The organism is Nocardioides hwasunensis (assembly GCF_014779665.1).
Classification (GTDB): domain Bacteria; phylum Actinomycetota; class Actinomycetes; order Propionibacteriales; family Nocardioidaceae; genus Nocardioides; species Nocardioides hwasunensis.
This window is the reverse complement of the sequence record NZ_JACXYY010000004.1, coordinates 195,787-216,315: the sequence shown is the minus strand read 5'-3', so window position 1 is coordinate 216,315 and position 20,529 is coordinate 195,787. Positions and strand designations below refer to the sequence as shown.

Sequence of the window (20,529 nt, the reverse complement as noted above, 5' to 3'; positions counted from 1 at the left end):
TGGTGCGGTGTCGGTCCGCCACGCCAGACTGGGCCCATGCGGGCTCGGGATCGTGGTGACCAGGCGGGCGCGATGGCGCCGCGGCCGGTGGCGCAGCAGCCCCGCCGGTTCTACGACGGCGGCACCCTGCCGCGCGAGGGCGCCCCGGGCGAGCCGCCGGACCCCGGCGCCGACCCGCGCATCGTGCTCGAGCGACACGCCGAGGACGGCGTCGAGCTCTTCGAGCTGGAGCGCCGACTGGCCTACGACGACCGCCATGTCGGCGAGCTGCTCGTGCCGTCGACCCCGGAGTTCCGCACCGACCTGACCTCGGTGCCCGCCCTCTTCACCTGGCTGGTGCCGAAGACCGGAGCGCACCTGCCGGCCGCCCTGCTCCACGACGCGCTGGTCGCCGGGCGCGACGACCCGGCGTCCTACGTCTCCACCGAGGGCCGCGAGGTCGACCGCGTGACGGCCGACCGGATCTTCCGCGACGCGATGGCCGACACCGGCACCGGCGTGATCCGCCGGTGGATCGTGTGGACGGCCGTCACGGTCGCGACCATCTTCGTCGGCCGTCCGGTGCCGTGGACGCCGGCGAGGCAGTGGTCCTACCGCGCCGCGGCGGCCTTGACCATCGCGGCCGTCGTCTACCTCGGCTACAGCGCGACGTCCGACCTCCTCGACCGCTCGTGGTGGCTCGCGGTCGACGTGCCGTGGATGGGCGAGCGGCCGTTCCTGGTGGAGCTGGTCGGCGGGCTCGCCGGCGCGATCGTCGTCCCCCTCGCGCTGAGCCTGCTGTGGGGCCGGCTGCGCATGGCGGGCGCGATCGCCGGGGTGATGCTCGCCGTGCTGCTCCACGTGACGGTCGCGCTGGCGGTGATCGCCGGCACCTACGTCGCGCTCGAGCGGCTCGCGCGAAGGTCTCCCGTCGCTGCCTGGGTGGTCGCGGCTGCGGTGGTGGCCGGTGCGCTGGCGACCTTCGGGCTGCTCAGCCTCCGCTGAGGCCGACCTGCGCCCGCCACCGGCCGGCGACGGTGGGCAGCCCTACCGTCGATATCTGAGGACGCCACGTACGGATCTGACCACGGATCTCATTCACCACGTCCTCAGATATCTCGGACCTGACGCCGGACAGAGACGGCTCCCTGGAGTTCAGCGCAGGGAGTACGTCGCCAGCGAGACGCCGACGTAGTGGGCCACGAAGGCCAGCACCGTGAAGGAGTGGAAGACCTCGTGGAAGCCGAACCAGCGCGGTGAGGGGTTGGGCCGCTTGAGCCCGTAGACGACGCCGCCCACCGTGTAGAGGATGCCGCCGGCCGCGACGAGCACCAGGGTGGCGATCGCGATGCCGGAGCTGAACTTGTCGGCCCCGTCGACGAACTGCGGGATGAAGAACACCGCGGCCCAGCCGAGAGCGAGATACATCGGCGTGTAGAGCCAACGCGGTGCGTCGGTCCAGAACACGCGGAACACCACGCCTGCGATGGCGGCGCCCCACACGAGCAGCAGCAGCGTCGTACGCGCGGATCCGTGCAGGAAGAGCAGGGCGTACGGCGTGTAGGTGCCGGCGATCAGCACGAAGATGTTGGCGTGGTCGAAGCGACGCAGGAACGCCCACGTGCGAGGCGACCAGGTGCCGCGGTGGTAGATCGCGGAGACGGTGAAGACCAGCAGCGCCGAGAGCGCGAAGGCGGCCGAGCCGACACGCGTGGAGGCCGTCGGCGACAGGGCGACCAGGACGACTCCGGCAGCCAGGGCGAGCGGCGCGGTGCAGGCGTGGAGCCAGCCGCGGAGCTTGGGCTTCACCTCGGCCATCTTGTCGGCCATGAGCTCACCGGCACGCTCGACGGCGTGCTCGGCCCGCTCGACGGCGTGCTCGACGCGGTCGCGGGGCGTCATGACCAGCTCTCCATGGCCCGAATCTACCCGTGCCCAGGTGACGCGCGCAGTCGTTGCGTCGGAGAGCCGCCTCACCCGGCGCTACCATCGGCAGGTGGTCAACGTGAAGGACGCCGTACGACGGGTGCTCTACCCGGCCTACGAGTCCCGGGTGGTGAAGTTCCTCCCGTCCGACCGCATCCCCCAGCACGTCGGAGTGATGCTCGACGGCAACCGGCGCTGGGCCAAGGCCGTCGGCGCCAACACCTCGGCCGGCTACCAGGCGGGCGCCGACAACATCCGCCCGATGCTCGGCTGGTGCGAGGAGGTGGGGGTCGAGGTGGTCACCCTGTGGCTGCTCTCCAGCGACAACCTCACCAACCGGCCGGCGGAGGAGCTCACCGGCCTGCTGACGATCATCGAGGGCGCCGTCGAGTCGCTCGCGGAGGCCGGTCGCTGGCGCATCCACCCCGTGGGCGCGCTCGACCTGCTCCCGCCGGAGACCGCCGAGCGCCTCAAGGCGGCCGAGGAGGCCACCCGCCACATCGACGGGATCCTGGTCAATGTCGCGGTCGGCTACGGCGGCCGTCGCGAGATCGCGGACGCCGTCCGCGCCCTGCTGGCCGACCACGCCACCAAGGGCACCTCGCTCGAGGAGCTCGCCGACCTGATCGACGTCGAGCACATCGCCGAGCACCTCTACACCAAGGGCCAGCCCGACCCCGACCTGGTGATCCGCACCTCGGGGGAGCAGCGGCTCGGCGGCTTCCTGCTGTGGCAGTCGGCGAACTCGGAGTTCTACTTCTGCGAGGCGTTGTGGCCCGATTTCCGCCGGGTCGACTTCCTGCGCGCGATCCGTGCGTACGCCGCCCGCGAGCGCCGCTTCGGCGGCTGAGCAAACGTCATCTGGTCGTCACCTCGCGTTCGGGCGTGTCGCCCCGGATCGCCCCGGATCGCGGCGTACTTTCGCGATATCGGCAGGTGGGGAAGCCAGCCGAACCGGGAGGCAGCCTTGAGCACTCAGATGGGAGCTCTCCGGTCCGTTGAATGACATCGGGCCGGGGCGAGGAGTGCGCGCGCCGACCCGCAGCAAGGGGTAGTCGTGGCCAGCAGCAAGACCTCATCCCGCAGCTCCGTCAGCAGCCGTCAGACCTATGTCCTGGACACCAGCGTCCTGCTGGCCGACCCCGGTGCGATCAAACGCTTCGCCGAGCACGAGGTCGTGCTCCCGGTCGTGGTGATCACCGAGCTCGAGGGCAAGCGGCACCACCCGGAGCTCGGGTTCTTCGCCCGCTCGGCGCTGCGTGCGCTCGACGAGCTGCGGATCGTCAACGGTCGTCTCGACGAGCCGGTGCCGATCGGCGTGGAGGGCGGGACCGTCCGGGTCGAACTCAACCACACGGACGCCGCGTCGCTGCCGTCCGGCTTCCGGCTCGGCGACAACGACACCCGCATCCTGGCCGTGGCCCGCAACCTGGCCAACGAGGGCCACCGGGTCACCCTGGTGTCCAAGGACCTGCCGATGCGGATCAAGGCGTCCGCCGTCGGCCTCGACGCCCAGGAGTACCGCGCCGAGGCCATCAGCAGCTCCGACACCGGCTACACCGGCATGGCCGAGCTCGAGGTGGCCGCCGCCGACCTCGACGAGCTCTACGAGGACGGGGTGATGGACCTCGCCGAGGCGCGCGACCTGCCGTGCCACAACGGGCTCGTGCTGCTCTCCGACAGGGGTACGGCGCTGGGCCGCGTGGGGGCGGACAAGCGCGTGCACCTCGTCCGCGGGGACCGCGACGCGTTCGGGATCCACGGTCGGTCGGCCGAGCAGCGGATCGCGCTCGAGATGCTGCTCGACCCCGAGGTCGGCATCGTCTCGCTGGGCGGTCGCGCGGGCACCGGCAAGTCCGCGATGGCGCTGTGCGCGGGCCTCGAGGCCGTGATGGAGCGCCGCCAGCACAAGAAGGTCGTGGTCTTCCGTCCGCTGTTCGCCGTCGGCGGCCAGGAGCTCGGCTACCTGCCCGGCTCGGAGAACGAGAAGATGTCCCCCTGGGCCCAGGCGGTCTTCGACACCCTCGGTGCGCTGGTCTCGCGTGACGTGGTCGACGAGGTGATGGACCGCGGGATGCTCGAGGTGCTCCCGCTCACCCACATCCGCGGTCGCTCGCTCCACGACGCCTTCGTCATCGTCGACGAGGCGCAGTCCCTCGAGCGCAACGTGCTGCTCACCGTGCTCTCGCGCATCGGCGCGAACTCCAAGGTGGTGCTGACCCACGACGTCGCCCAGCGCGACAACCTCCGGGTCGGCCGCCACGACGGCATCGTCGCGGTGGTGGAGAAGCTCAAGGGCCACCCGCTCTTCGCCCACGTCACGCTCACCCGCTCCGAGCGCTCGCCGATCGCGGCCCTGGTCACCGAGATGCTGGAGGACGTCACCCTGTGACCCCGACCGGCTGACCCCGATCGCGCTGTAACGCCGGGTTGGTGCCTCTACCCACCCTGCTGCAACGGGGTGGGTAGAGCACCCAACCCGGCGTTACAGCGGCGTGGCGTGGTCGACATGGCGCGGTGAGACTGGGGCGAAATGAGCCTGCCGAGGCACGTGTGGCTGCTGTGACGAAATGGACACACCGAATCCTGGCGTTCGGTTTGCGTGCCTCTCGACCCTCATGCATGGTGGCTCGTGACCGATTCGTGATCTTGGTCGTGAGCAGGGTCGGGGGACCTGGCTCCGTCGCCGACGAGATCGACCGGTCGTCCCGCGTGCCCGCACCGCCGAGGCGCGCGCGTCCCCCGTCCTCGACCCCCGTGAGCACCCCTGTGTCGAAGTCCGACAAGTACGTCCCCAAGCACCGCGCCCCTGGCAAGCACAAGGCCCGGCGCGTCCCCCACCGCGCCCTCCGCACGGGTGTCACCCTCACCGGGCTGGCAGCCGCCGCGACCGGCGTGAGCGTCGCCGGTGGCATCCTCGGCCACGACCCCGCCGCGCTGAACCCCGCCGCGGCCGACGTGAGCTCGACCTCTCCCTCGGCGAGCAACGGAGCGAGCGACGAAGCGAGCGACGGGTCGACCGGGTCGTCGCCGACGATGAGCGCCGCCGAGCTCGAGCAGCGCCAGCAGCGCCAGGCCGTGTCGCGCTCCGCCCGCCGCACCGACGCCACCAAGGCCACGACGCTCACGATGTCCGCCGGCTCGGCGGTCACGAGGTCGGAGAAGCTCTCCGAGGGCGAGCCGCGCGACATCGCGCGGGCCCTGCTGCCGGTCTACGGCTTCTCCTCCGACCAGTTCTCCTGCCTCGACTCGCTCTACGTCAGCGAGTCCGGGTGGCGGGTCGACGCCGACAACCCCACCTCGTCGGCCTACGGCATCCCGCAGGCACTGACCGAGCTGCACGAGCTCCCGGCCGACTACATGACCTCGGCCGAGTCGCAGATCCGCTGGGGCCTGGAGTACATCCAGGACACCTACGGCACCCCCTGCAGCGCGTGGAGCTTCAAGCAGGCACGCGGCTGGTACTGAGCCACGACGCCACAGTGGGCAGGAGGCTCGTCGCCTCCCGCCCACCGTGGGTGCTGCTGTGCGTGGCTACCTCAGGCGCACCGTCCTCGACGGAGCCTTGCTGGAGGCATAGCTCCCGGTCGCGGAGTAGCTCGCCCGGACGCTCACCTTCCGCGCCTTCTTGCCCTTCGTGCCCTTCGCCTTGACCGGCACCGAGACCACGACCCGGCCCGAGGCGGGCACGCTCACCGTGCGGGTCGCCTTGACCCCGCCCCGGAGCACCACGCGCACCGTCCCGGTGACCGGCGCGCCGGGCACCGCACCCGCCACGGTCACCGTGACCCGGACCCGCTTGCCGCGCTTCTTCGAGGCCGCCTTCAGCGTCGTGGTCGTCGCCTTCGCCGTGACGGCGTACGGCGCCGAGCTGGCGGCGGACTGCTCCGCGTCGGCCGAGCCGAGGTAGCGGGCCGAGACCACGTAGGAGCCGGCCGGCAGCATGCCCGGCAGGGCGTACGACGCACGCCCGGCCCCGTCGAGCGGCACCGACACGGTCGTCGCACCGATCGTCATGGCGACCTCACCCCCGCCCACGGCGCCCCCGACCACGACGTCGGCCGTCGCCGCGGGCGAGCCGAAGACGCTCGAGGCGCTGCTGAGGGTGACGACCGTGGTCGGCGTGGCCTTGGCGAGCGTGAACGCCACCGGCGCGGACTCCGACGCTGTCGTCACCGCGGACTGGGCGAACGTGGCGGTGAGGGTGTGCGCGCCGGCACCGAGGCCGCCCGGCACGGTCAGCGTGGCGACCCCGTCGACGGTGGCGGCCGTGCCCAGCACGGTCGCGCCGTCGGCGAAGGTGACCGTGCCGCCGGTGTCGCCACCGGCCACCGTGGCCGTCATCCTGACCGTCTGCCGGAGAGCCGGCGCCTCGGGCGAGATCGCCAGCGTCGTCGTGCTGGCGTCCCGGATGCCGAGGCCACCCGAGGTGACCCGGGTCGTGCCCGCAGCCGTCGCGGTGACCGCGAGCGCGCCACGAGGCGCCTCGGTGGGCACCACCAGGTCGGCGGTCGCGGTCCCGGCGGCGTCGGCGAGCGACGTCACCGACTCCACCCCGGCCGCCGAGAAGGTGACGGCCTCGCCGGCGCGGAAGCCGGCCGAGGACACGCTGGCGGTCGTCCCGGGGGGCGTGGTCGCGGGGACCGTCACCGAGCCGCCGCCGAGCACGCTGTCCAGCTCGGCGCAGGCCGGACCGGGGGTGCCGAACTCCGGCAGCCGGGCGGGTGTGGTCGGCGGGGTGCCGCTGGGCAGCAGCTCGTCGTCCTCACGGATCCGCATGAACACGATGGCCTGCTGGCCCTGCACCGCTCCCGAGACGTTGATGATGCTGGCCTTCACGCTCGTCACGGCGGTGGTGCTGGCGGCGGTGTCGCCCTGCACGGCGGCGGTGACGACCTGGCACGTCTCGCCGGGAGCGAAGGTGACCTTCTCCATGGTCGCGCCCGCCCGGCTCGTGGTCGCGCCGAGGAGCGAGACCCACCCGGTGACGGGGACCGTCGCGGGCTTGTCGAGGTAGGCCGCCAGCTCGACGGTGCCCGGGGCCGATCCCTCGTCGACGCCGGGGGCGTAGACGTTCACGACCGGCTCGGTCCGGTTGCTCGCCCGCCCGACCGACGAGCTCTCGAAGGCCAGGTCGGAGAGATAGGCGCCACCCGTGGCCACGGCGTCGGCACCCTGCGCGGCCGTGAAGCGGACCTCGCGGATGTCACTCGTGTCCAGGCCCGCGGCCGCGAGGTCGGCCACCGGGACGTTGACCTGCTGCAGCACGACCTTCTTCAGGGTGCTCGTCGCCGCGGTGCTCGACGAGGTCGGCATCCGCACCAGCGCGAGCGGGTTCAGCGCGGACACCAGCGAGCTCCAGGTCTGGCTCCGGCCGTCGACGACGGTCAGGGTCAGGTCGGTGCCGGTCACGACCGTCTCGTCGGCGGCCAGCTTGACCGACAGTCGCTCGAAGGTGCCGGCGTCACGCCTGCCCGCCGGCACGGAGACCCGGACCGCGCCGGTGCCGCTCGTCCAGGTCATCCGGGTGACGGGGGTGGCCGGCACGTTGCCGCCGTTGGACGCGGGCGTCCAGTGCGGCAGCTGCGAGCTCGCCATCGTCGTGGTGCACGCCGCCAGGTCCTGGGGCGTGGTGCGGGCGTTCATGCTGGCGCACGGGTTGGCGGTCGCCGTCCCGAAGGTCCGCACCAGCGACGACGACCGCTCGAAGGTCGCGATCGTCGCCCGCGAGCCCGACGGCGCGGTGGCGGTCGTGCGCACGTCCTCGCCGCCGAGCGCGTCGGGGACCGAGCCGGTGCCGTCGAACATCGGCAGGAACTGGCGCTCGTCGCCGAGCGTGAGGCGGAACCACGCGGTCATGTACGCCGTGCCCTGGGCGTACTGCTCCGCCGGCGTCATCCGGATCGAGGTCGCGGACACCGAGGGGTCCGTGCCGCACGTGGGCTCGGTACGCCGCGCGGTGCTGTTGCTCCAGTCGTCGCTGACGCTGTAGGCGTACTCGCCCGGCGTCCAGACCGTGTTGTAGAAGTTGTGGTTCGCGCCCATCACCCAGGTGCCCGAGCGCAGCGCGTCGTCGCCGTACGCATAGCGCGAGTCGTCGAGCATGTGCTGGCCCTGCTGGTTGGAGACGTCGCCGTCGCAGTAGGGGAGGATCACGTTCATCGGGACGTTGGGCACGGTCATCCGGCCGAAGTCGACCGGCGCCAGCGGCAGGATCGACTCGATGTTCCACGGGTTCGGCAGGGCCTGGTTGAGGGTCGCCGCCGAGGTGACGCCCTCGCCGCCGCGTGAGTGGCCCATCATGCCGATCGTGCTGAGGTCGAAGCGACCGACCAGCGTCGCCGGCGTGATGGTGTCGAGCGCGGGGGCGCCGTTGACGAAGCCCGGTGCGCGCAGGGCGTAGGACGACGATCCCTCGGTCAGCGCCTGCGCCAGGGAGACGTCACGGCCGGTGAACGCGTCGTAGTAGCTGACCACCTCGCCGGCGTTGGCCTTCTTCAGCATGGTCAGGGTGTCGAGCAGCAGCTGGCCACGGGCCTGCGCGCCCTGGTCGGCGGCGAGCTCGTTGTCGTTGGAGTTGACCGCGTTGGCGGAGATCGAGACGACGGCGTAGCCCCGGCTCGCCAGCGCACGAGCGGTGCCGTCGTAGCCGGCGTAGCTCGGGATCGACATGCGACCGGTGTCGTACGGCGCCTCCGCCGGGCCCGGAGCCGCCGTGCAGGGCCACCGCGCAGGGTTGGCGGGTGTGCCGGTGACGGCGGTGTAGCAGGAGGTGTGACGACCGTGCAGCAGGAGCACGGTCGGCCGCGCCCCGCCGGTCGTCGGGAGGTAGACCTTGCCCTCCATCTCCCCCCGCACGCCACCGATGGCCGCCAGCGGGATCGCCTGGTCGCCGAACTTGTAGATCGACTCGGTCCACTCGAAGCTGCCCGGCGCGCTCGGGTCGACGTCCAGCGGGTCGGCCGCGGCCGCAGCGTCGGGGACCGTGACCGCGCGGGACGGAGTGCCCTCGCCCTCGGGTGCCTGGCTGGCCCAGCCTGCCTCGGCGGACGTCGCGGTGAGGACCGCCGAGTCGGTGGTGAACGTGCTGATCGAGCGACCGTCGGCCGACTGGGTGGCCAGACCGAGGGTCTCGCCGTCGACGACCACCGTCGGGGCGTCCGACTTCATCGGAAGCGCGCGGTCGAGGTCGACGGTGACGAGGTAGCCACCGGGGGCCCGGGTCACGGCCCAGCCGTCGCCCGAGACCGCGGCGCCGGCGGGTTCGGCGGATGCCGGTGCCGCCACGAGGGCGGCGAGGGGGGTGACGAGGAGGACGGCTGACAGGCCGAGTCCTGCTCGACGTGAGGGGGTGAGACGCACGTGCAACTCCTGGGGAGTCAGGTCGTCACGGCTCGCGGCTGCAGTGGCGCGAAGCCGGGAGCGAAGGGGTGGTTGTCGAGAGGCTCGAAACCTAGGGAGGCGTCTTTACGGCCGCGTTTCGTCCCGTTCACGGCCGCGTCACAAGAACGCCGCCTGCATGACGATCTCGGTCCACGCCGACTCCGGACGAGGTCGTTCCGTGGGCTCAGCAGCGCGGATTCGACGTCTCTGCGGTGAATCTTGAAGGTTCACCCATCGGTGGTCTAGTCGCGGGGTACGGGTGTCGGCGAACCGTGTCCGCGCGGCCACCAGTGGGGCCACGATGGGCTCATCGCCGTGCGCGCCTCGCGCGCACCGGCGGTGCGAATCGACCGGGGGGTCGAAGAGGTGCGTCCCGCTCGTCATGACACAGGGGTCGACGGGCGGGTCGCACCTCGTGCCGGGCAAGCCCGCCGCCGCGCGTACACGTGTCCGCGAAGTCGCCCTTCGGCGGACGTTTCGAGGGCGACAGCTCGGACACGTGTGGTCGATCCGGTTGGGCGCGCCATCCCCGGCGTACACGTGTCCGCGAAGTCGCCCTTCGGCGGACGTTTCGAGGGCGACAGCTCGGACACGTGTGGTCGATCCGGTTGGCCGGGCCCGCGCCATCCCCGGCGTACACGTGTCCGCGAAGTCGCCCTTCGGTGGACGTTTCGAGGGCGACATCTCGGACACGTGTGGGACGCGCCGTCTCCACCTGTCCACGGGACATCGCCCAGCGGAAGGCGAGGTCGAGCCGGGCTCACCGGGCCGGCGGCACCTCGATGGACATCACGCAGTTCTTCATGCCCTTGGGGCGGTCGTAGGCGAAGCCGACCCGCTCGTACATGCTGCGCGTGCCGTTGTAGAGCCATGACGACGAGGTCTTCTTCGTGACGTGGGTCAGGTCGTGGGGGTAGCCCTCGACGGTCCCGCCGCCGGCGGCCGCGATGAGCTCGAGCGCCCCGCGGAGCGCGACCTCGGCCAGGCCCTCCCGGCGTCGCGCCTTGTCGACCCGGATGCAGGTGACCCGGTAGTCGGGGTCGGTGTCCTTCTCGGCGTCGTACTGCTTGCGGTGGTGGATGTCGGGCAGCTCGACCGGGGTGCCGTACTCCGCCCAGGCCACGGCCTGCTCGCCGTCCATGACCAGGGCCGCGTGCGCGATGCCCTCCTCGACCATCGTCTTCTTGAACGCCCGGTTGCCCTCCGGGCCGGGCACGTGGTCCTCGCGCTCGGCGTGGAACGCGACGCACCAGCAGCCTCCGAAGAGGCCGCCCATGCGTTCGTTGAGGTCGGCGAACACGTCCCAGGTCTCGGAGGTGAGCGCCCTGATCTCGTACGTCCTCCCGGTGCCGGCAACGCTCTCGGTGCTCATGGACCGACCGTACGACCACTTCCGGACGAGGGGCTACCGGAACGTGCGGCTCATCTGGCCTCGAAGACCGTGACGTGTCCGGGGTAGGTGCGGGGGCCGTCGAAGTGCGGGAGCACGAGGCCCTCGCCGTGGGTGTCGAGGTAGGCCTGGGCGCTGGCGTGGTCGGGGAAGACCGCGCGGGTCTCGAGGTCCTGGGTGCGGACGTCGCTGAACTTGCGGGAGAGGGTGAACTCGCCGTTCTCGCTCGAGAAGCTCTTCGCCCGGACCCTTCCGCCTGCCTCGCGCAGCAGGTCGGCGAGGTTGTCGTCGCCGTTGGTGACCGCGACGAAGGTCCCCCCGGGACGCAGCACCCGGCGCACCTCGTTGAGCCCGCGGTCGAGGTCGCGCACGTGGTAGAGCATCCAGCCCGCGTAGACGACGTCGAAGGAGTCGTCCTCGAACGGGAGGTAGCAGATGTCGCCTTGGCGGGCGTCGATCCCGCGGGCGGCGGTCAGCTCGACGAAGCGCTCGGAGAGGTCGATCGCGACGAGCGTGACGCCGGGCAGCGCGTTGATCCGCTCGGCCATGACGCCGGTGCCGCAGCCAACCTCGAGCACGTCGGAGTCACCGGTCATCGCCCGGTCGATCGCCTTGAACGCCTCGTTCGACGGGTCGCGGCCGTCGTCGGTCGGGTGCCAGACCGAGCGACGCGTCTCCAGCCTGCCCTCGTCGGCGTACTGCTCGCGCACGTGGTCGGGATCGCTGAGGTCGCTCATGCGCGCCCGGTCATCGAGTCGACGTCGAGCGCCGCGTCGAGCTCGTCCTCGGTGAGCTCGCCGCGCTCGACGAATCCCATCGCGAGCACGGTGTCGCGGATCGTCGTGCCCTCGGCGAGCGACTGCTTGGCCACCTTGGCCGCGGCCTCGTAGCCGATGTGGGCGTTGAGCGGGGTCACGACGGAGGGCGACGACTCGGCGTAGCGCCGCATCCGCTCGGTGTCGGCGGTGATCCCGTCGACGCACCGCTCGGCCAGCAGCGCTGTCGAGGTGGACAGGACGTGGATCGACTCCAGCAGCGCGTGCGCCAGCACCGGCATCTGGACGTTGAGCTCGAACGTGCCGGACGCGCCGGCCCAGGCGATGGTGGCGTCGTTGCCGACGACCCGCGCACACACCATGAGGGTCGCCTCGGGCAGCACCGGATTGACCTTGCCGGGCATGATGCTCGACCCCGGCTGGAGGTCGGGGAGGTGGATCTCTGCCAGGCCGGCGGTCGGGCCCGACGACATCCAGCGCAGGTCGTTGCAGACCTTCGTCAGGCCGACCGCGATCGTGCGCAGCACGCCGGAGAGCTCGACGAGCGAGTCGCGCGTGCCCTGCGCCTCGAAGTGGTCGCGGGCCTCGGTGAACGGCTGGCCGGTGCGCTCGGCCAGCGCGGTGATGGCCTTCTCGGCGAAGGAGTTGGGGGTGTTGATGCCGGTGCCGACGGCGGTGCCGCCCAGCGGCAGCTCGCGGACCCGGGGCAGGACCGCCTCGAGCCGCTCGACGCCGAGCCGCAGCGTGGCGGCGTACGCACCCATCTCCTGGCCCAGGGTCACCGGCGTCGCGTCCATCAGGTGCGTCCGTCCGGCCTTGACCGTGTCGGCGAACTCGCTCGCCTTGCCCTCGAACGACGTGGCGAGCCGGTCGAGCGCGGGGACGAGGTCGTCGACCACGGCGAGCGTCGCCGCCACGTGGATGCTGGTCGGGAAGGTGTCGTTGCTGCTCTGCGAGGCGTTGACGTCGTCGTTGGGGTGGACCTCGACGCCCGCCCGGGCGGCGAGCGTCGCGATGACCTCGTTGGCGTTCATGTTGGAGCTGGTGCCGGAGCCGGTCTGGAAGACGTCGAGGGGGAACTCGCCGTCGTGCCTGCCGGCCACGATCGCGTCGGCGGCCGAGACGATCGCCTCGGACTGCTCGTCCGTGATCACCTCGAGCGCCCGGTTGGCGATGGCGGCGGCCGCCTTGACGTGGGCCATGGCCTGGACGTGCCGCGGCTGGAGCGTGAGGCCGCTGATCGGGAAGTTGTCGATCGCCCGCTGGGTCTGCGCCCGCCACAGTGCGTCGCGTGGCACCTCGACCTCGCCCATGGAGTCGTGCTCGGTGCGTGTCTGGCTCATGCGCTCCACGCTAGTCGTTGACAGATAGGTAACTGATCAGTTACCAATAGGGCATGGACCCGTTCGTCGCTCTCGCCGACCCGGTCCGTCGCGACCTCGTGGTCCGGCTGGCGGGTGGTCCGGCCCGTGTGGTCGACCTGGCCGCCGAGCACCCGATCAGCCGTCCGGCGATCAGTCGGCACCTGCGCCTGCTCGCCGAGGCCGGGCTGGTGACGGCGGATGACCTCGGTCGTGAGCGGCACTACCGGCTCGAGCGTGCCGGGCTGCAGCCGGTCGCCGACCTGCTGGTGGCGCTGCGCGAGACCCCGGTGCCGCCGATCGCCGACGCCGACTTCGACGGCCTCGACCTCGAGGTGCGGCGCACCGGTCGCGACCGTCGTAGCAGCGCCTCGTCCCACCCATCCCCATCCGCTGCCCAGGAGGACACCGCATGAGCACCACACCCACGCCCGCCCCGATGACCGGCCGCAGGGCCGAGCGGGACGGGGAGAGCCTGCTCGTGATCGAGCGGCAGCTCCGCGCGCCGATCGACGACGTCTGGGCCGCGTGCACCGACCCGGTGCGGATGCAGCGCTGGATCGGCACGTGGAGCGGCGATCCGGCCTCCGGGTCGATCTCGTTCCGGATGACGGCCGAGGGCGAGGACGTGGAGGCCGAGGAGATGGACGTGCTGGCCTGCGACCCGCCCCACCGGTTCGTGGTGCGGGGTCGCGAGCCGCAGGCCTTCACCGAGGACGGCTCGGGGGAGAGGATCCACTGGGAGATGGAGCTGGAGCTGAGCGAGACCGACGGCCTCACCTCGCTCCGGTTCGTCCAGGTGCTCGCGCCCGGCGAGACGGGACGCGAGATGGTGGCCAGCGTGGGACCCGGCTGGGACTACTACCTCGACCGCCTGGTCGCCGCGGTCGCGGGCGGTGACGTCGACGCCGTCGACTGGGAGGTCTACGCGCCCGGCTCGGCCTACTACCGGGAGCACTTCGCCTGAGCGCGTCCCCGCACGGCGTTGCGGCTTGGTTGGTCGACCACCGGCTGGGGAGAGTGGGGCCATGCGGTCAGTGCGTCTCGGGGTCGGTCTCGCCATGTCCGTCGTGCTGGTGGGTGCGGCATCAGCCTGCTCCGTGCTGGGCGGAGACGACGCGGATCCGGCGGGTGACCTCGCCGACGACCTCGCCCTGTCGCTCTCGGCGCACACGCTCGGCGAGGTGCCGCTGGCCGACGAGGCTGCGCGCGCGTCCTTCGCCGAGCTGGTCGCGCCGCTCGACGAGGTGCCGGTCGCGGTCTCCGTCGCCGGTCTGGAGGAGTCCGAGGAGGAGGGGTGGGCCGAGGCCCGGCTCGCCTGGCGCTGGGAGGTCTCGGAGAGCGCCACCTGGGCCTACGAGACGACGGTGCGCCTCGCCCCGGTCGACGAGGTGTGGCAGGTCGAGTGGTCGCCCGAGGCCCTCGCGCCCGACCTCGCCGACGGCGACACGATCGGGATCCGCACCCTCGCCCCGACCCGCGGCGACATCGTCGGCGCCGACGGCGCGGTGCTGGTCACCGAGCGACCGGTGCTGCGCTACGGGCTGGACAAGACCAAGGTCGAGGGCCAGCAGGTGGTCCGGAGCGCACGCCGCATCGCGCGCATCCTCGACGTCGACGTGGCGTCGTACGTCGACCGCGCGAAGGCCATGGGCCCGGCGGCCTATGTCGAGGCGCTCGTGCTGCGCGAGGACGACGCGCTCGACGTGCTGCCCGCCTTCCGCGAGGTCCCCGGGGCGCTGGCCGTGCGCGACACGATGCCGCTCGCGCCGACGCGCGAGTTCGCCGCGGCGCTGCTCGGTCGCGTCGGCCCGGCGACCGCCGAGATCGTCGATGAGTCCGACGGCGCGGTCGTCGCCGGCGACGAGGTCGGCCTCTCCGGCCTGCAGGCCCGCTACGACGAGCAGCTGCGCGGCACGCCCGGGACCGCAGTGGTCGCCCGCGACGCCGACGACCAGCTGCGCACGCTCTTCGAGGAGCCCGCGACGGACGGCGCCGACCTGGTGACCACGCTCGACCCGGCGCTGCAGGACAAGGCGGAGAGCGCCCTGGCCACGCTCGGCGCGAACGCGCCGGCCAGCGCACTCGTGGCGATCCGGCCGTCCGACGGGGCGGTCCTCGCCACCGCCAACGGCGCGGGCAACGCGGGCGCCGACCTCGCCGACACCGGACGCTATGCACCCGGCTCCACGTTCAAGGTGGTCAGCTCGCTCGCGCTCCTGCGCAACGGGATGAAGCCCGGCGACCGGGTGTCCTGCCCCGCGACCACCGTCGTCGACGGCCGCTCCTTCAAGAACTACGACGACTACCCGGCGTCCTCGATCGGCGACATCACCCTCACCCAGGCCGTCGCGCAGTCGTGCAACACCGCCTTCATCTCACAAGCCGACGGGCTCGGCGACGGAGCCCTCGCTGCCGCCGCCCAGGCGCTCGGGCTCGGCACCGACCACGACCTCGGCTTCCCGGTCTACCTCGGTCAGGTGCCGCCGCCGCAGACCGAGACGGGCGCCGCGGCAGACCTGATCGGCCAGGGGACGGTGCTCGCCAGCCCGTTCGCGATGGCCACCGTCGCGGCCTCGGTCTCCGCCGGACGCACCGTGCTGCCCACGCTGCTGCCCGAGCACCCGGTCGAGCAGACGCCGATCGACGTGCCGCTGACCGAGGGGGAGGCGGGGACCCTCCGCGGCCTCATGAAGGCGGTCGTCGACACCGGGTCCGGGCGGTTCCTGCTCGACGTGCCCGGTGTGACGGGGGCCAAGACCGGCACGGCCGAGCACGGCGAGCCCGACGCCTCGGGCAGCCTGCCGACGCACGCCTGGATGATCGCGACCCGCGGCGACCTCGCGGTGGCGGTGTTCGTCGAGACGGGGGTCTCGGGGTCGCAGACGGCCGGGCCCGTGCTGGAGTCGTTCCTTCGCTGACGGCTCAGCGTCGCGCGAGGTAGAGGAAGTACTGCTCGGGACGGTCCTGCAGCAGCACGTCGTGGGCCTGCTCCTGCGCGGTGCCGAAGATCTCCTGCATCGCGGCCAGCAGCTCGGGGGCGGCGTTGGCCGACCACACCACCAGCACGCCGCCGGGGCTGAGCAGGTCGCGGCACCGGCCGAGGAACTCGTGCTCGTAGACCGCCTCGTTGGCCGCGTGCACGAGGTAGCCCGGGCCGTTGTCGACGTCGAGCAGCACCAGGTCGTAGGTCGAGCGTGCCTCGGCGATCGCCATCGCGATGTCGGCGTTGACCACCGTCGCGCGGGTGTCGGCGAGCAGTCCCGGTCCGTGCGGGACGGTGCCGTCGCGCATCCACTGGATGAGCGGCTCCTCGATCTCCACCACGACCGCGCGCTCGACGCGGGCGTCGGCCAGCACCCGCTGGAGCGTGAAGCCGAGACCCAGCCCCCCGATCAGCACCGAGGTGGGCTCCTCGACCAGCTCGAGCGCCTGCGCGGCGAGCTCGATCTCGCTCGTGGTCTCGAGGGTGTCCATCACGAACACCCCGTTGACCCTCAGCTCGAGCACGTCGGCCGCGCCGTCGGACGTACGCCGTCGCAGCACCACGTCACCGCGCTCGGTCTCGGCCCGGGCGATCTCCACGCTGTCGGTCGTGCTGTCCACGAGACCATCCAACCGCGTGGTCGCCGCGCGGTGCGACCGGGAGGGTCGATGGAGCGCACGGCTCGGGCGCAGGCCGTCCAGGGTCTGTCGAACGTAGCCGCGTCGTCCGGCCTGCTGCAGACGCGCCCGCAGGGGCCTCTGCGTTGCTACCGTGAGCCGGTGTACACCGTCAGCCGCGCCGCCGAGCTCACCGGGGTGCCGTCGGGGACGCTCCGCAAGTGGGAGCAGCGCTACGGAGTGGTCGCCCCGCGGCGCACTCCCGGCAACTACCGGATGTACGACGACGAGGCAGTGCGTCGCCTCACCGTCATGCGGAGCCTGGTCGAGGCGGGGTGGACCGCGCGGGAGGCCGCGCGCCACGTCACCGAGGATGCCGCCGCTGCCGCGGTCGAGCTCCCGCGGCCGGGCGAGAGCGTCCCGGCCGTCCGGACCGATGAGCTGATCGCCTGCGCGCAGGACTTCGACGTCCCCCGCCTCGAGCGCTGCCTCACCGAGGCCTTCGCCCGGCACGACGTCGTCTCGGTGGTCGACGAGTGGCTGCTCCCGTCACTCGTCGAGCTCGGTCGCGCCTGGCAGCGCGGCCTCGTGTCGGTCGCGGGGGAGCACTTCGTCTCCGCAGCCGTGCACCGCCGGCTGGCGCAGTCCTTCCAGACCATGTCCTCGGCCCCGAGCGGCGGACCGCGGGTCGTCGTCGGCCTGGCGCGCGGTTCCCACCACGAGCTGGGCGTGCTCGCCTTTGCGATGGTGCTGCGCTCGCGCGGGGTCGCCGTGACGTACCTCGGACGTGACCTTCCGATCGAGGCGTGGGTGGGCACGGTCCGGCTGATCTCGCCCGAGGCTGTCGTGCTCGCCGTCCCGACCCTCGAGGACCTGCCCGCCGTGCGCGAGGCCGCCGGCGCCCTCGCCCCGTTGACCACCGTGCTGGTGGGTGGGGCACACCAGGACTCGGTCGAGGGAGCCGAGCCCCTCGGTCACCGCGCCGGTGCCGCTGCGGACGCGCTCGCCACGCGCCTCGGCGCCGTCAGCTGACGTCGTCGGTCACTGCAGCGCGGACTCGCGCGGCGCCTCGGTGGCCGGTGCGTCGCAGCCGGAACCCTGCCACGTCCGGTCACCCGCCAGCCGCAGCTGGCAGCTGTCGGTCACCGGCGGGTCGGCCGTGGCGGTCGGCCCGACGAGTGCCGCGCCGAGCGCGGCCACCGTCATCGCCGCGATGCCGGCCGAGCGCAGCAGGAGTCCGGCGCGGGGGTGGTCCAAGTCGATGGGCTGACGTGTCGCCACGAGGGGCCTCCTGATCGATGTCCACAGTTTGTCCACCGTTGTGGACGAACAGGACTGTAGAGACCTGTACACAGTTTGTCCACTGTGGGGGTACCCTTGCGGACGTGTACACGGCCAGTCGCGCAGCGGAGCTCACCGGGGTCCCGCGCGAGACCTTGCGCAAGTGGGAGCAGCGCTACGGCGTGGTGTCTCCCGCTCGCAGCGAGGGCAACTACCGGCTCTACGACGACGACGCGGTGCGTCGGCTGTCGGTGATGCGCGACCTGGTCGACGCCGGGTGGTCGCCGCGGGAGGCGGCGCGGCGGGTGATGGACGAGCCGGTGGGGAGCGCCAGCTCGGCGGCGCGTGGTCCCCAGGGGCTGGACTCCCCGCTCGCGCGCCTCGACGAGCTGGCGGCGTGTGGTCAGGACTTCGACGTGATGCGCCTGGAGAGCCTGCTCGACAAGGCGTTCGCGCAGGCCGAGCTCGACCTCGTCGTGGACGAGTGGCTGATGCCCTCGCTGGTCCGGCTGGGCGAGGCGTGGCAGCGCGGGGACGTGACGGTCGCGGGCGAGCACTTCGTCAGCGCTGCGGTGCTGCGCCGGCTCGCGCAGACCTTCCACCAGCTCCCGCACCCGCCCCCGGGCGCCCCTCACGCGATCGTCGGGCTCGCGCGCGGGTCGCGTCACGAGCTCGGCGTGATGGCCTTCGCGGCGGTGCTGCGCAGCCGAGGCGTCCTGGTGACCTACCTGGGCGCCGACCTGCCGGTGGAGTCGTGGATCGACACGGCGCGCGCTCTCCAGCCCGCTGCCGTCGTCCTCGGCGTGCCCACCGTCGACGACCTCCCGGCCGTCCGCGAGGCGGTGGACGCCCTGTCGAGCGTGACGACCGTGCTCGTGGGCGGTGCGCACCAGCGGCGGGTCCGCGGTGCGGAGCCGCTGGGTCACCAGGCGGGTCAGGCGGCTGCGGGTCTCGCCGAACGGCTCGGGTCCGCCTGAGGTCGACTCACTCGGCCGACCGCACCCGGATCCCGGCCCCGGTGAGCGAGCTCAGCGGGACCGTCACCGCGCCGGAGGGGTCGGTGAAGAAGTCGTTGCCCTTGTCGTCGACGACGATGAAGGCGGGGAAGTCCTCGACCTCGATCTTCCACACCGCCTCCATGCCGAGCTCCTCGTACTCCACGACCTCGACGGAGGTGATGCAGTCCTGGGCGAGCCGGGCGGCGGGGCCGCCGATGGAGCCGAGGTAGAACCCGCCGTGGGTGCCGCAGGCCTCGGTGACCTGCTGCGAGCGGTTGCCCTTGGCGAGCATGACCATCGACCCGCCGGCGGCCTGGAACTGCTCGACGTAGGAGTCCATGCGGCCCGCGGTCGTCGGGCCGAACGAGCCGGACGCCATGCCCTCGGGGGTCTTGGCCGGGCCGGCGTAGTAGACCGGGTGGTTCCTGAGGTAGTCGGGCATCTCCTCGCCGGCGTCGAGGCGCTCCTTGATCTTGGCGTGCGCGATGTCGCGTGCCACGACGAGCGGGCCGGTGAGCGAGAGCCGTGTCTTGACCGGGTGCTGCGAGAGCTCGGCGAGGATGTCCGGCATCGGCTGGTTGAGGTCGACCTGCACGACCGCACCGCCCGCGATGTCGTCGGCGATGCCGGCGTCGGGCATGTAGTGGGCGGGGTCGGTCTCGAGCTGCTCGAGGAAGACGCCCTCGGGCGTGATCTTGCCGAGCGCCTGCCGGTCGGCCGAGCAGGAGACGGCGATCGCGACCGGGCACGAGGCGCCGTGGCGGGGGAGCCGGACGACGCGGACGTCGTGGCAGAAGTACTTCCCGCCGAACTGCGCGCCGATGCCGAAGGACTGGGTGAGCTCGAAGACCCGGGCCTCGAGCTCGGTGTCGCGGATGCCGTGGGCGGCCATCGAGCCCTCGGTCGGGAGGTCGTCGAGGTAGTGCGCCGAGGCGTACTTCGCGGTCTTGAGGGCGAACTCCGCGCTGGTGCCGCCGATGACGACGGCGAGGTGGTACGGCGGGCACGCGGCGGTGCCGAGCGAGCGGATCTTCTCGTCGAGGAACTCCATGAGCCGCGTCGGGTTGAGGACCGCCTTGGTCTCCTGGAACAGGAAGGACTTGTTGGCCGAGCCGCCGCCCTTGGCCATGAAGAGGAACTTGTACTCCGGGACGTCCTTCGCGGGCGTGGAGTAGAGCTCGATCTGAGCCGGCAGGTTGGTGCCGGTGTTCTTCTCCTCGAACGTCGTTATCGGCGCGAGCTGGGAGTAGCGCAGGTTGAGCCGGGTGTAGGCGTCGTACACGCCGCGGCTGATCGCCTCGCCGTCGTCGACGCCGGTCAGCACGCCCTCGGACTTCTTGCCCATCACGATCGCGGTGCCGGTGTCCTGACACATCGGGAGCACGCCGCCGGCGGAGATGTTGACGTTCTTGAGCAGGTCCAGCGCCACGAAGCGATCGTTGCCCGAAGCCTCGGGGTCGTCGATGATCTTGCGCAGCTGGGCGAGGTGGCCGGGGCGGAGGTAGTGGCTGATGTCGTGCATCGCCTCCTCCGTCAGCCGCCGGATCGCCTCGGGCTCGACCTTCAAGAACGTGCGTCCGTCGACCTCCACGGTCGAGACGCCCTCGGTCGTCACGAGCCGGTAGGGGGTCTCGGGCTCGCCGTTGGAGCCAGCAGTGGGCAGGAGGTCCGAGTAGAGGAAGTCAGCGCTCACGAGTGCTGAGCGTACGCCGAGGCGACGACGAGGCCGACGAGGGCTCGGGCGGCCGCGCCCGCCCCCGAACTTCACCAGTCGTATCCACGACGGTCACTCGGGAGTAGCGTCCGGTCCGGCGGGACCTACGAGGCTCCGC

The 20,529-nt window shown here is 72.1% G+C and carries 17 protein-coding genes; 9 read left to right on the top strand and 8 right to left on the bottom strand.

Features of this window, described 5'->3' with window-relative positions; all coding sequences use genetic code 11:
• The first annotated feature begins 36 nt into the window (after window positions 1–36).
• Entirely contained in the window at window positions 37–984 is a 948-nt protein-coding gene (locus IEZ25_RS10985) for a DUF1353 domain-containing protein (RefSeq protein ID WP_191199467.1), read from the top strand.
• Between the two features lie 150 nt (window positions 985–1,134).
• Here IEZ25_RS10985 and trhA read toward each other — a convergent pair whose 3' ends face one another.
• Complete coding sequence (trhA, locus tag IEZ25_RS10980) at window positions 1,135–1,881, bottom strand: PAQR family membrane homeostasis protein TrhA (protein ID WP_191199466.1); 747 nt, start codon at window positions 1,879–1,881, stop codon at window positions 1,135–1,137.
• A 94-nt stretch (window positions 1,882–1,975) separates the two neighbouring features.
• Between trhA and IEZ25_RS10975 the strand changes: the two genes are divergently transcribed.
• The 3 genes from IEZ25_RS10975 (at window position 1,976) to IEZ25_RS10965 (ending at window position 5,373) form a co-directional block, all read left to right on the top strand.
• The gene (locus IEZ25_RS10975) at window positions 1,976–2,755 is read left to right on the top strand and encodes an isoprenyl transferase (RefSeq protein ID WP_318152176.1); all 780 of its coding nucleotides are present in this window, start codon (window positions 1,976–1,978) and stop codon (window positions 2,753–2,755) included.
• A gap of 207 nt (window positions 2,756–2,962) precedes the next feature.
• On the top strand, window positions 2,963–4,297 hold the full coding sequence (locus tag IEZ25_RS10970; protein ID WP_191199464.1) for a PhoH family protein: 1,335 nt from the start codon (window positions 2,963–2,965) through the stop codon (window positions 4,295–4,297).
• A 365-nt stretch (window positions 4,298–4,662) separates the two neighbouring features.
• Complete coding sequence (locus IEZ25_RS10965) at window positions 4,663–5,373, top strand: aggregation-promoting factor C-terminal-like domain-containing protein (RefSeq protein WP_191199463.1); 711 nt, start codon at window positions 4,663–4,665, stop codon at window positions 5,371–5,373.
• A 66-nt stretch (window positions 5,374–5,439) separates the two neighbouring features.
• Here IEZ25_RS10965 and IEZ25_RS22240 read toward each other — a convergent pair whose 3' ends face one another.
• From IEZ25_RS22240 to IEZ25_RS10945, 4 genes are all read right to left on the bottom strand, one after another.
• Complete coding sequence (locus tag IEZ25_RS22240; RefSeq protein ID WP_191199462.1) at window positions 5,440–9,267, bottom strand: Ig-like domain-containing protein; 3,828 nt, start codon at window positions 9,265–9,267, stop codon at window positions 5,440–5,442.
• A 781-nt stretch (window positions 9,268–10,048) separates the two neighbouring features.
• Complete coding sequence (locus tag IEZ25_RS10955; protein WP_191199461.1) at window positions 10,049–10,660, bottom strand: GNAT family N-acetyltransferase; 612 nt, start codon at window positions 10,658–10,660, stop codon at window positions 10,049–10,051.
• Between the two features lie 50 nt (window positions 10,661–10,710).
• A complete protein-coding gene (locus tag IEZ25_RS10950; RefSeq protein WP_191199460.1) occupies window positions 10,711–11,415 on the bottom strand; it encodes a class I SAM-dependent methyltransferase in 705 nt (234 codons plus the stop codon).
• Window positions 11,412–12,797, bottom strand: a complete 1,386-nt coding sequence (locus IEZ25_RS10945) for a class II fumarate hydratase (protein ID WP_191199459.1) — start codon at window positions 12,795–12,797, stop codon at window positions 11,412–11,414. The genes IEZ25_RS10950 and IEZ25_RS10945 overlap by 4 nt, the downstream gene beginning before the upstream one ends.
• Before the next feature lie 53 nt (window positions 12,798–12,850).
• Between IEZ25_RS10945 and IEZ25_RS10940 the strand changes: the two genes are divergently transcribed.
• From IEZ25_RS10940 to IEZ25_RS10930, 3 genes are all read left to right on the top strand, one after another.
• Entirely contained in the window at window positions 12,851–13,231 is a 381-nt protein-coding gene (locus tag IEZ25_RS10940; RefSeq protein WP_191199458.1) for an ArsR/SmtB family transcription factor, read from the top strand.
• On the top strand, window positions 13,228–13,782 hold the full coding sequence (locus tag IEZ25_RS10935; RefSeq protein ID WP_191199457.1) for an SRPBCC family protein: 555 nt from the start codon (window positions 13,228–13,230) through the stop codon (window positions 13,780–13,782). Before IEZ25_RS10940 ends, IEZ25_RS10935 begins: the two co-directional genes overlap by 4 nt.
• A gap of 61 nt (window positions 13,783–13,843) precedes the next feature.
• Window positions 13,844–15,736 carry a penicillin-binding transpeptidase domain-containing protein gene (locus IEZ25_RS10930; protein WP_191199456.1) on the top strand — a complete coding sequence of 631 codons (1,893 nt, stop codon included), beginning with the start codon at window positions 13,844–13,846 and terminating at the stop codon, window positions 15,734–15,736.
• 4 nt (window positions 15,737–15,740) lie between these two features.
• On the opposite strand, the gene IEZ25_RS10925 is transcribed toward IEZ25_RS10930, so the two are convergent.
• Window positions 15,741–16,421, bottom strand: a complete 681-nt coding sequence (locus IEZ25_RS10925) for a spermidine synthase (protein ID WP_191199455.1) — start codon at window positions 16,419–16,421, stop codon at window positions 15,741–15,743.
• A gap of 159 nt (window positions 16,422–16,580) precedes the next feature.
• Between IEZ25_RS10925 and IEZ25_RS10920 the strand changes: the two genes are divergently transcribed.
• The gene (locus tag IEZ25_RS10920) at window positions 16,581–17,450 is read left to right on the top strand and encodes a MerR family transcriptional regulator (protein ID WP_191199454.1); all 870 of its coding nucleotides are present in this window, start codon (window positions 16,581–16,583) and stop codon (window positions 17,448–17,450) included.
• Between the two features lie 9 nt (window positions 17,451–17,459).
• On the opposite strand, the gene IEZ25_RS10915 is transcribed toward IEZ25_RS10920, so the two are convergent.
• On the bottom strand, window positions 17,460–17,675 hold the full coding sequence (locus IEZ25_RS10915; RefSeq protein WP_191199453.1) for a hypothetical protein: 216 nt from the start codon (window positions 17,673–17,675) through the stop codon (window positions 17,460–17,462).
• Window positions 17,676–17,803: 128 nt separating this feature from the next.
• On the opposite strand from IEZ25_RS10915, the gene IEZ25_RS10910 reads away from it, so the two are divergent.
• Complete coding sequence (locus tag IEZ25_RS10910; RefSeq protein ID WP_191199452.1) at window positions 17,804–18,676, top strand: MerR family transcriptional regulator; 873 nt, start codon at window positions 17,804–17,806, stop codon at window positions 18,674–18,676.
• 7 nt (window positions 18,677–18,683) lie between these two features.
• Here IEZ25_RS10910 and IEZ25_RS10905 read toward each other — a convergent pair whose 3' ends face one another.
• Window positions 18,684–20,390 (bottom strand): fumarate hydratase, encoded by a 1,707-nt coding sequence (locus IEZ25_RS10905; protein WP_318152175.1) that lies wholly within the window; start codon window positions 20,388–20,390, stop codon window positions 18,684–18,686.
• Window positions 20,391–20,529: the final 139 nt, after the last annotated feature.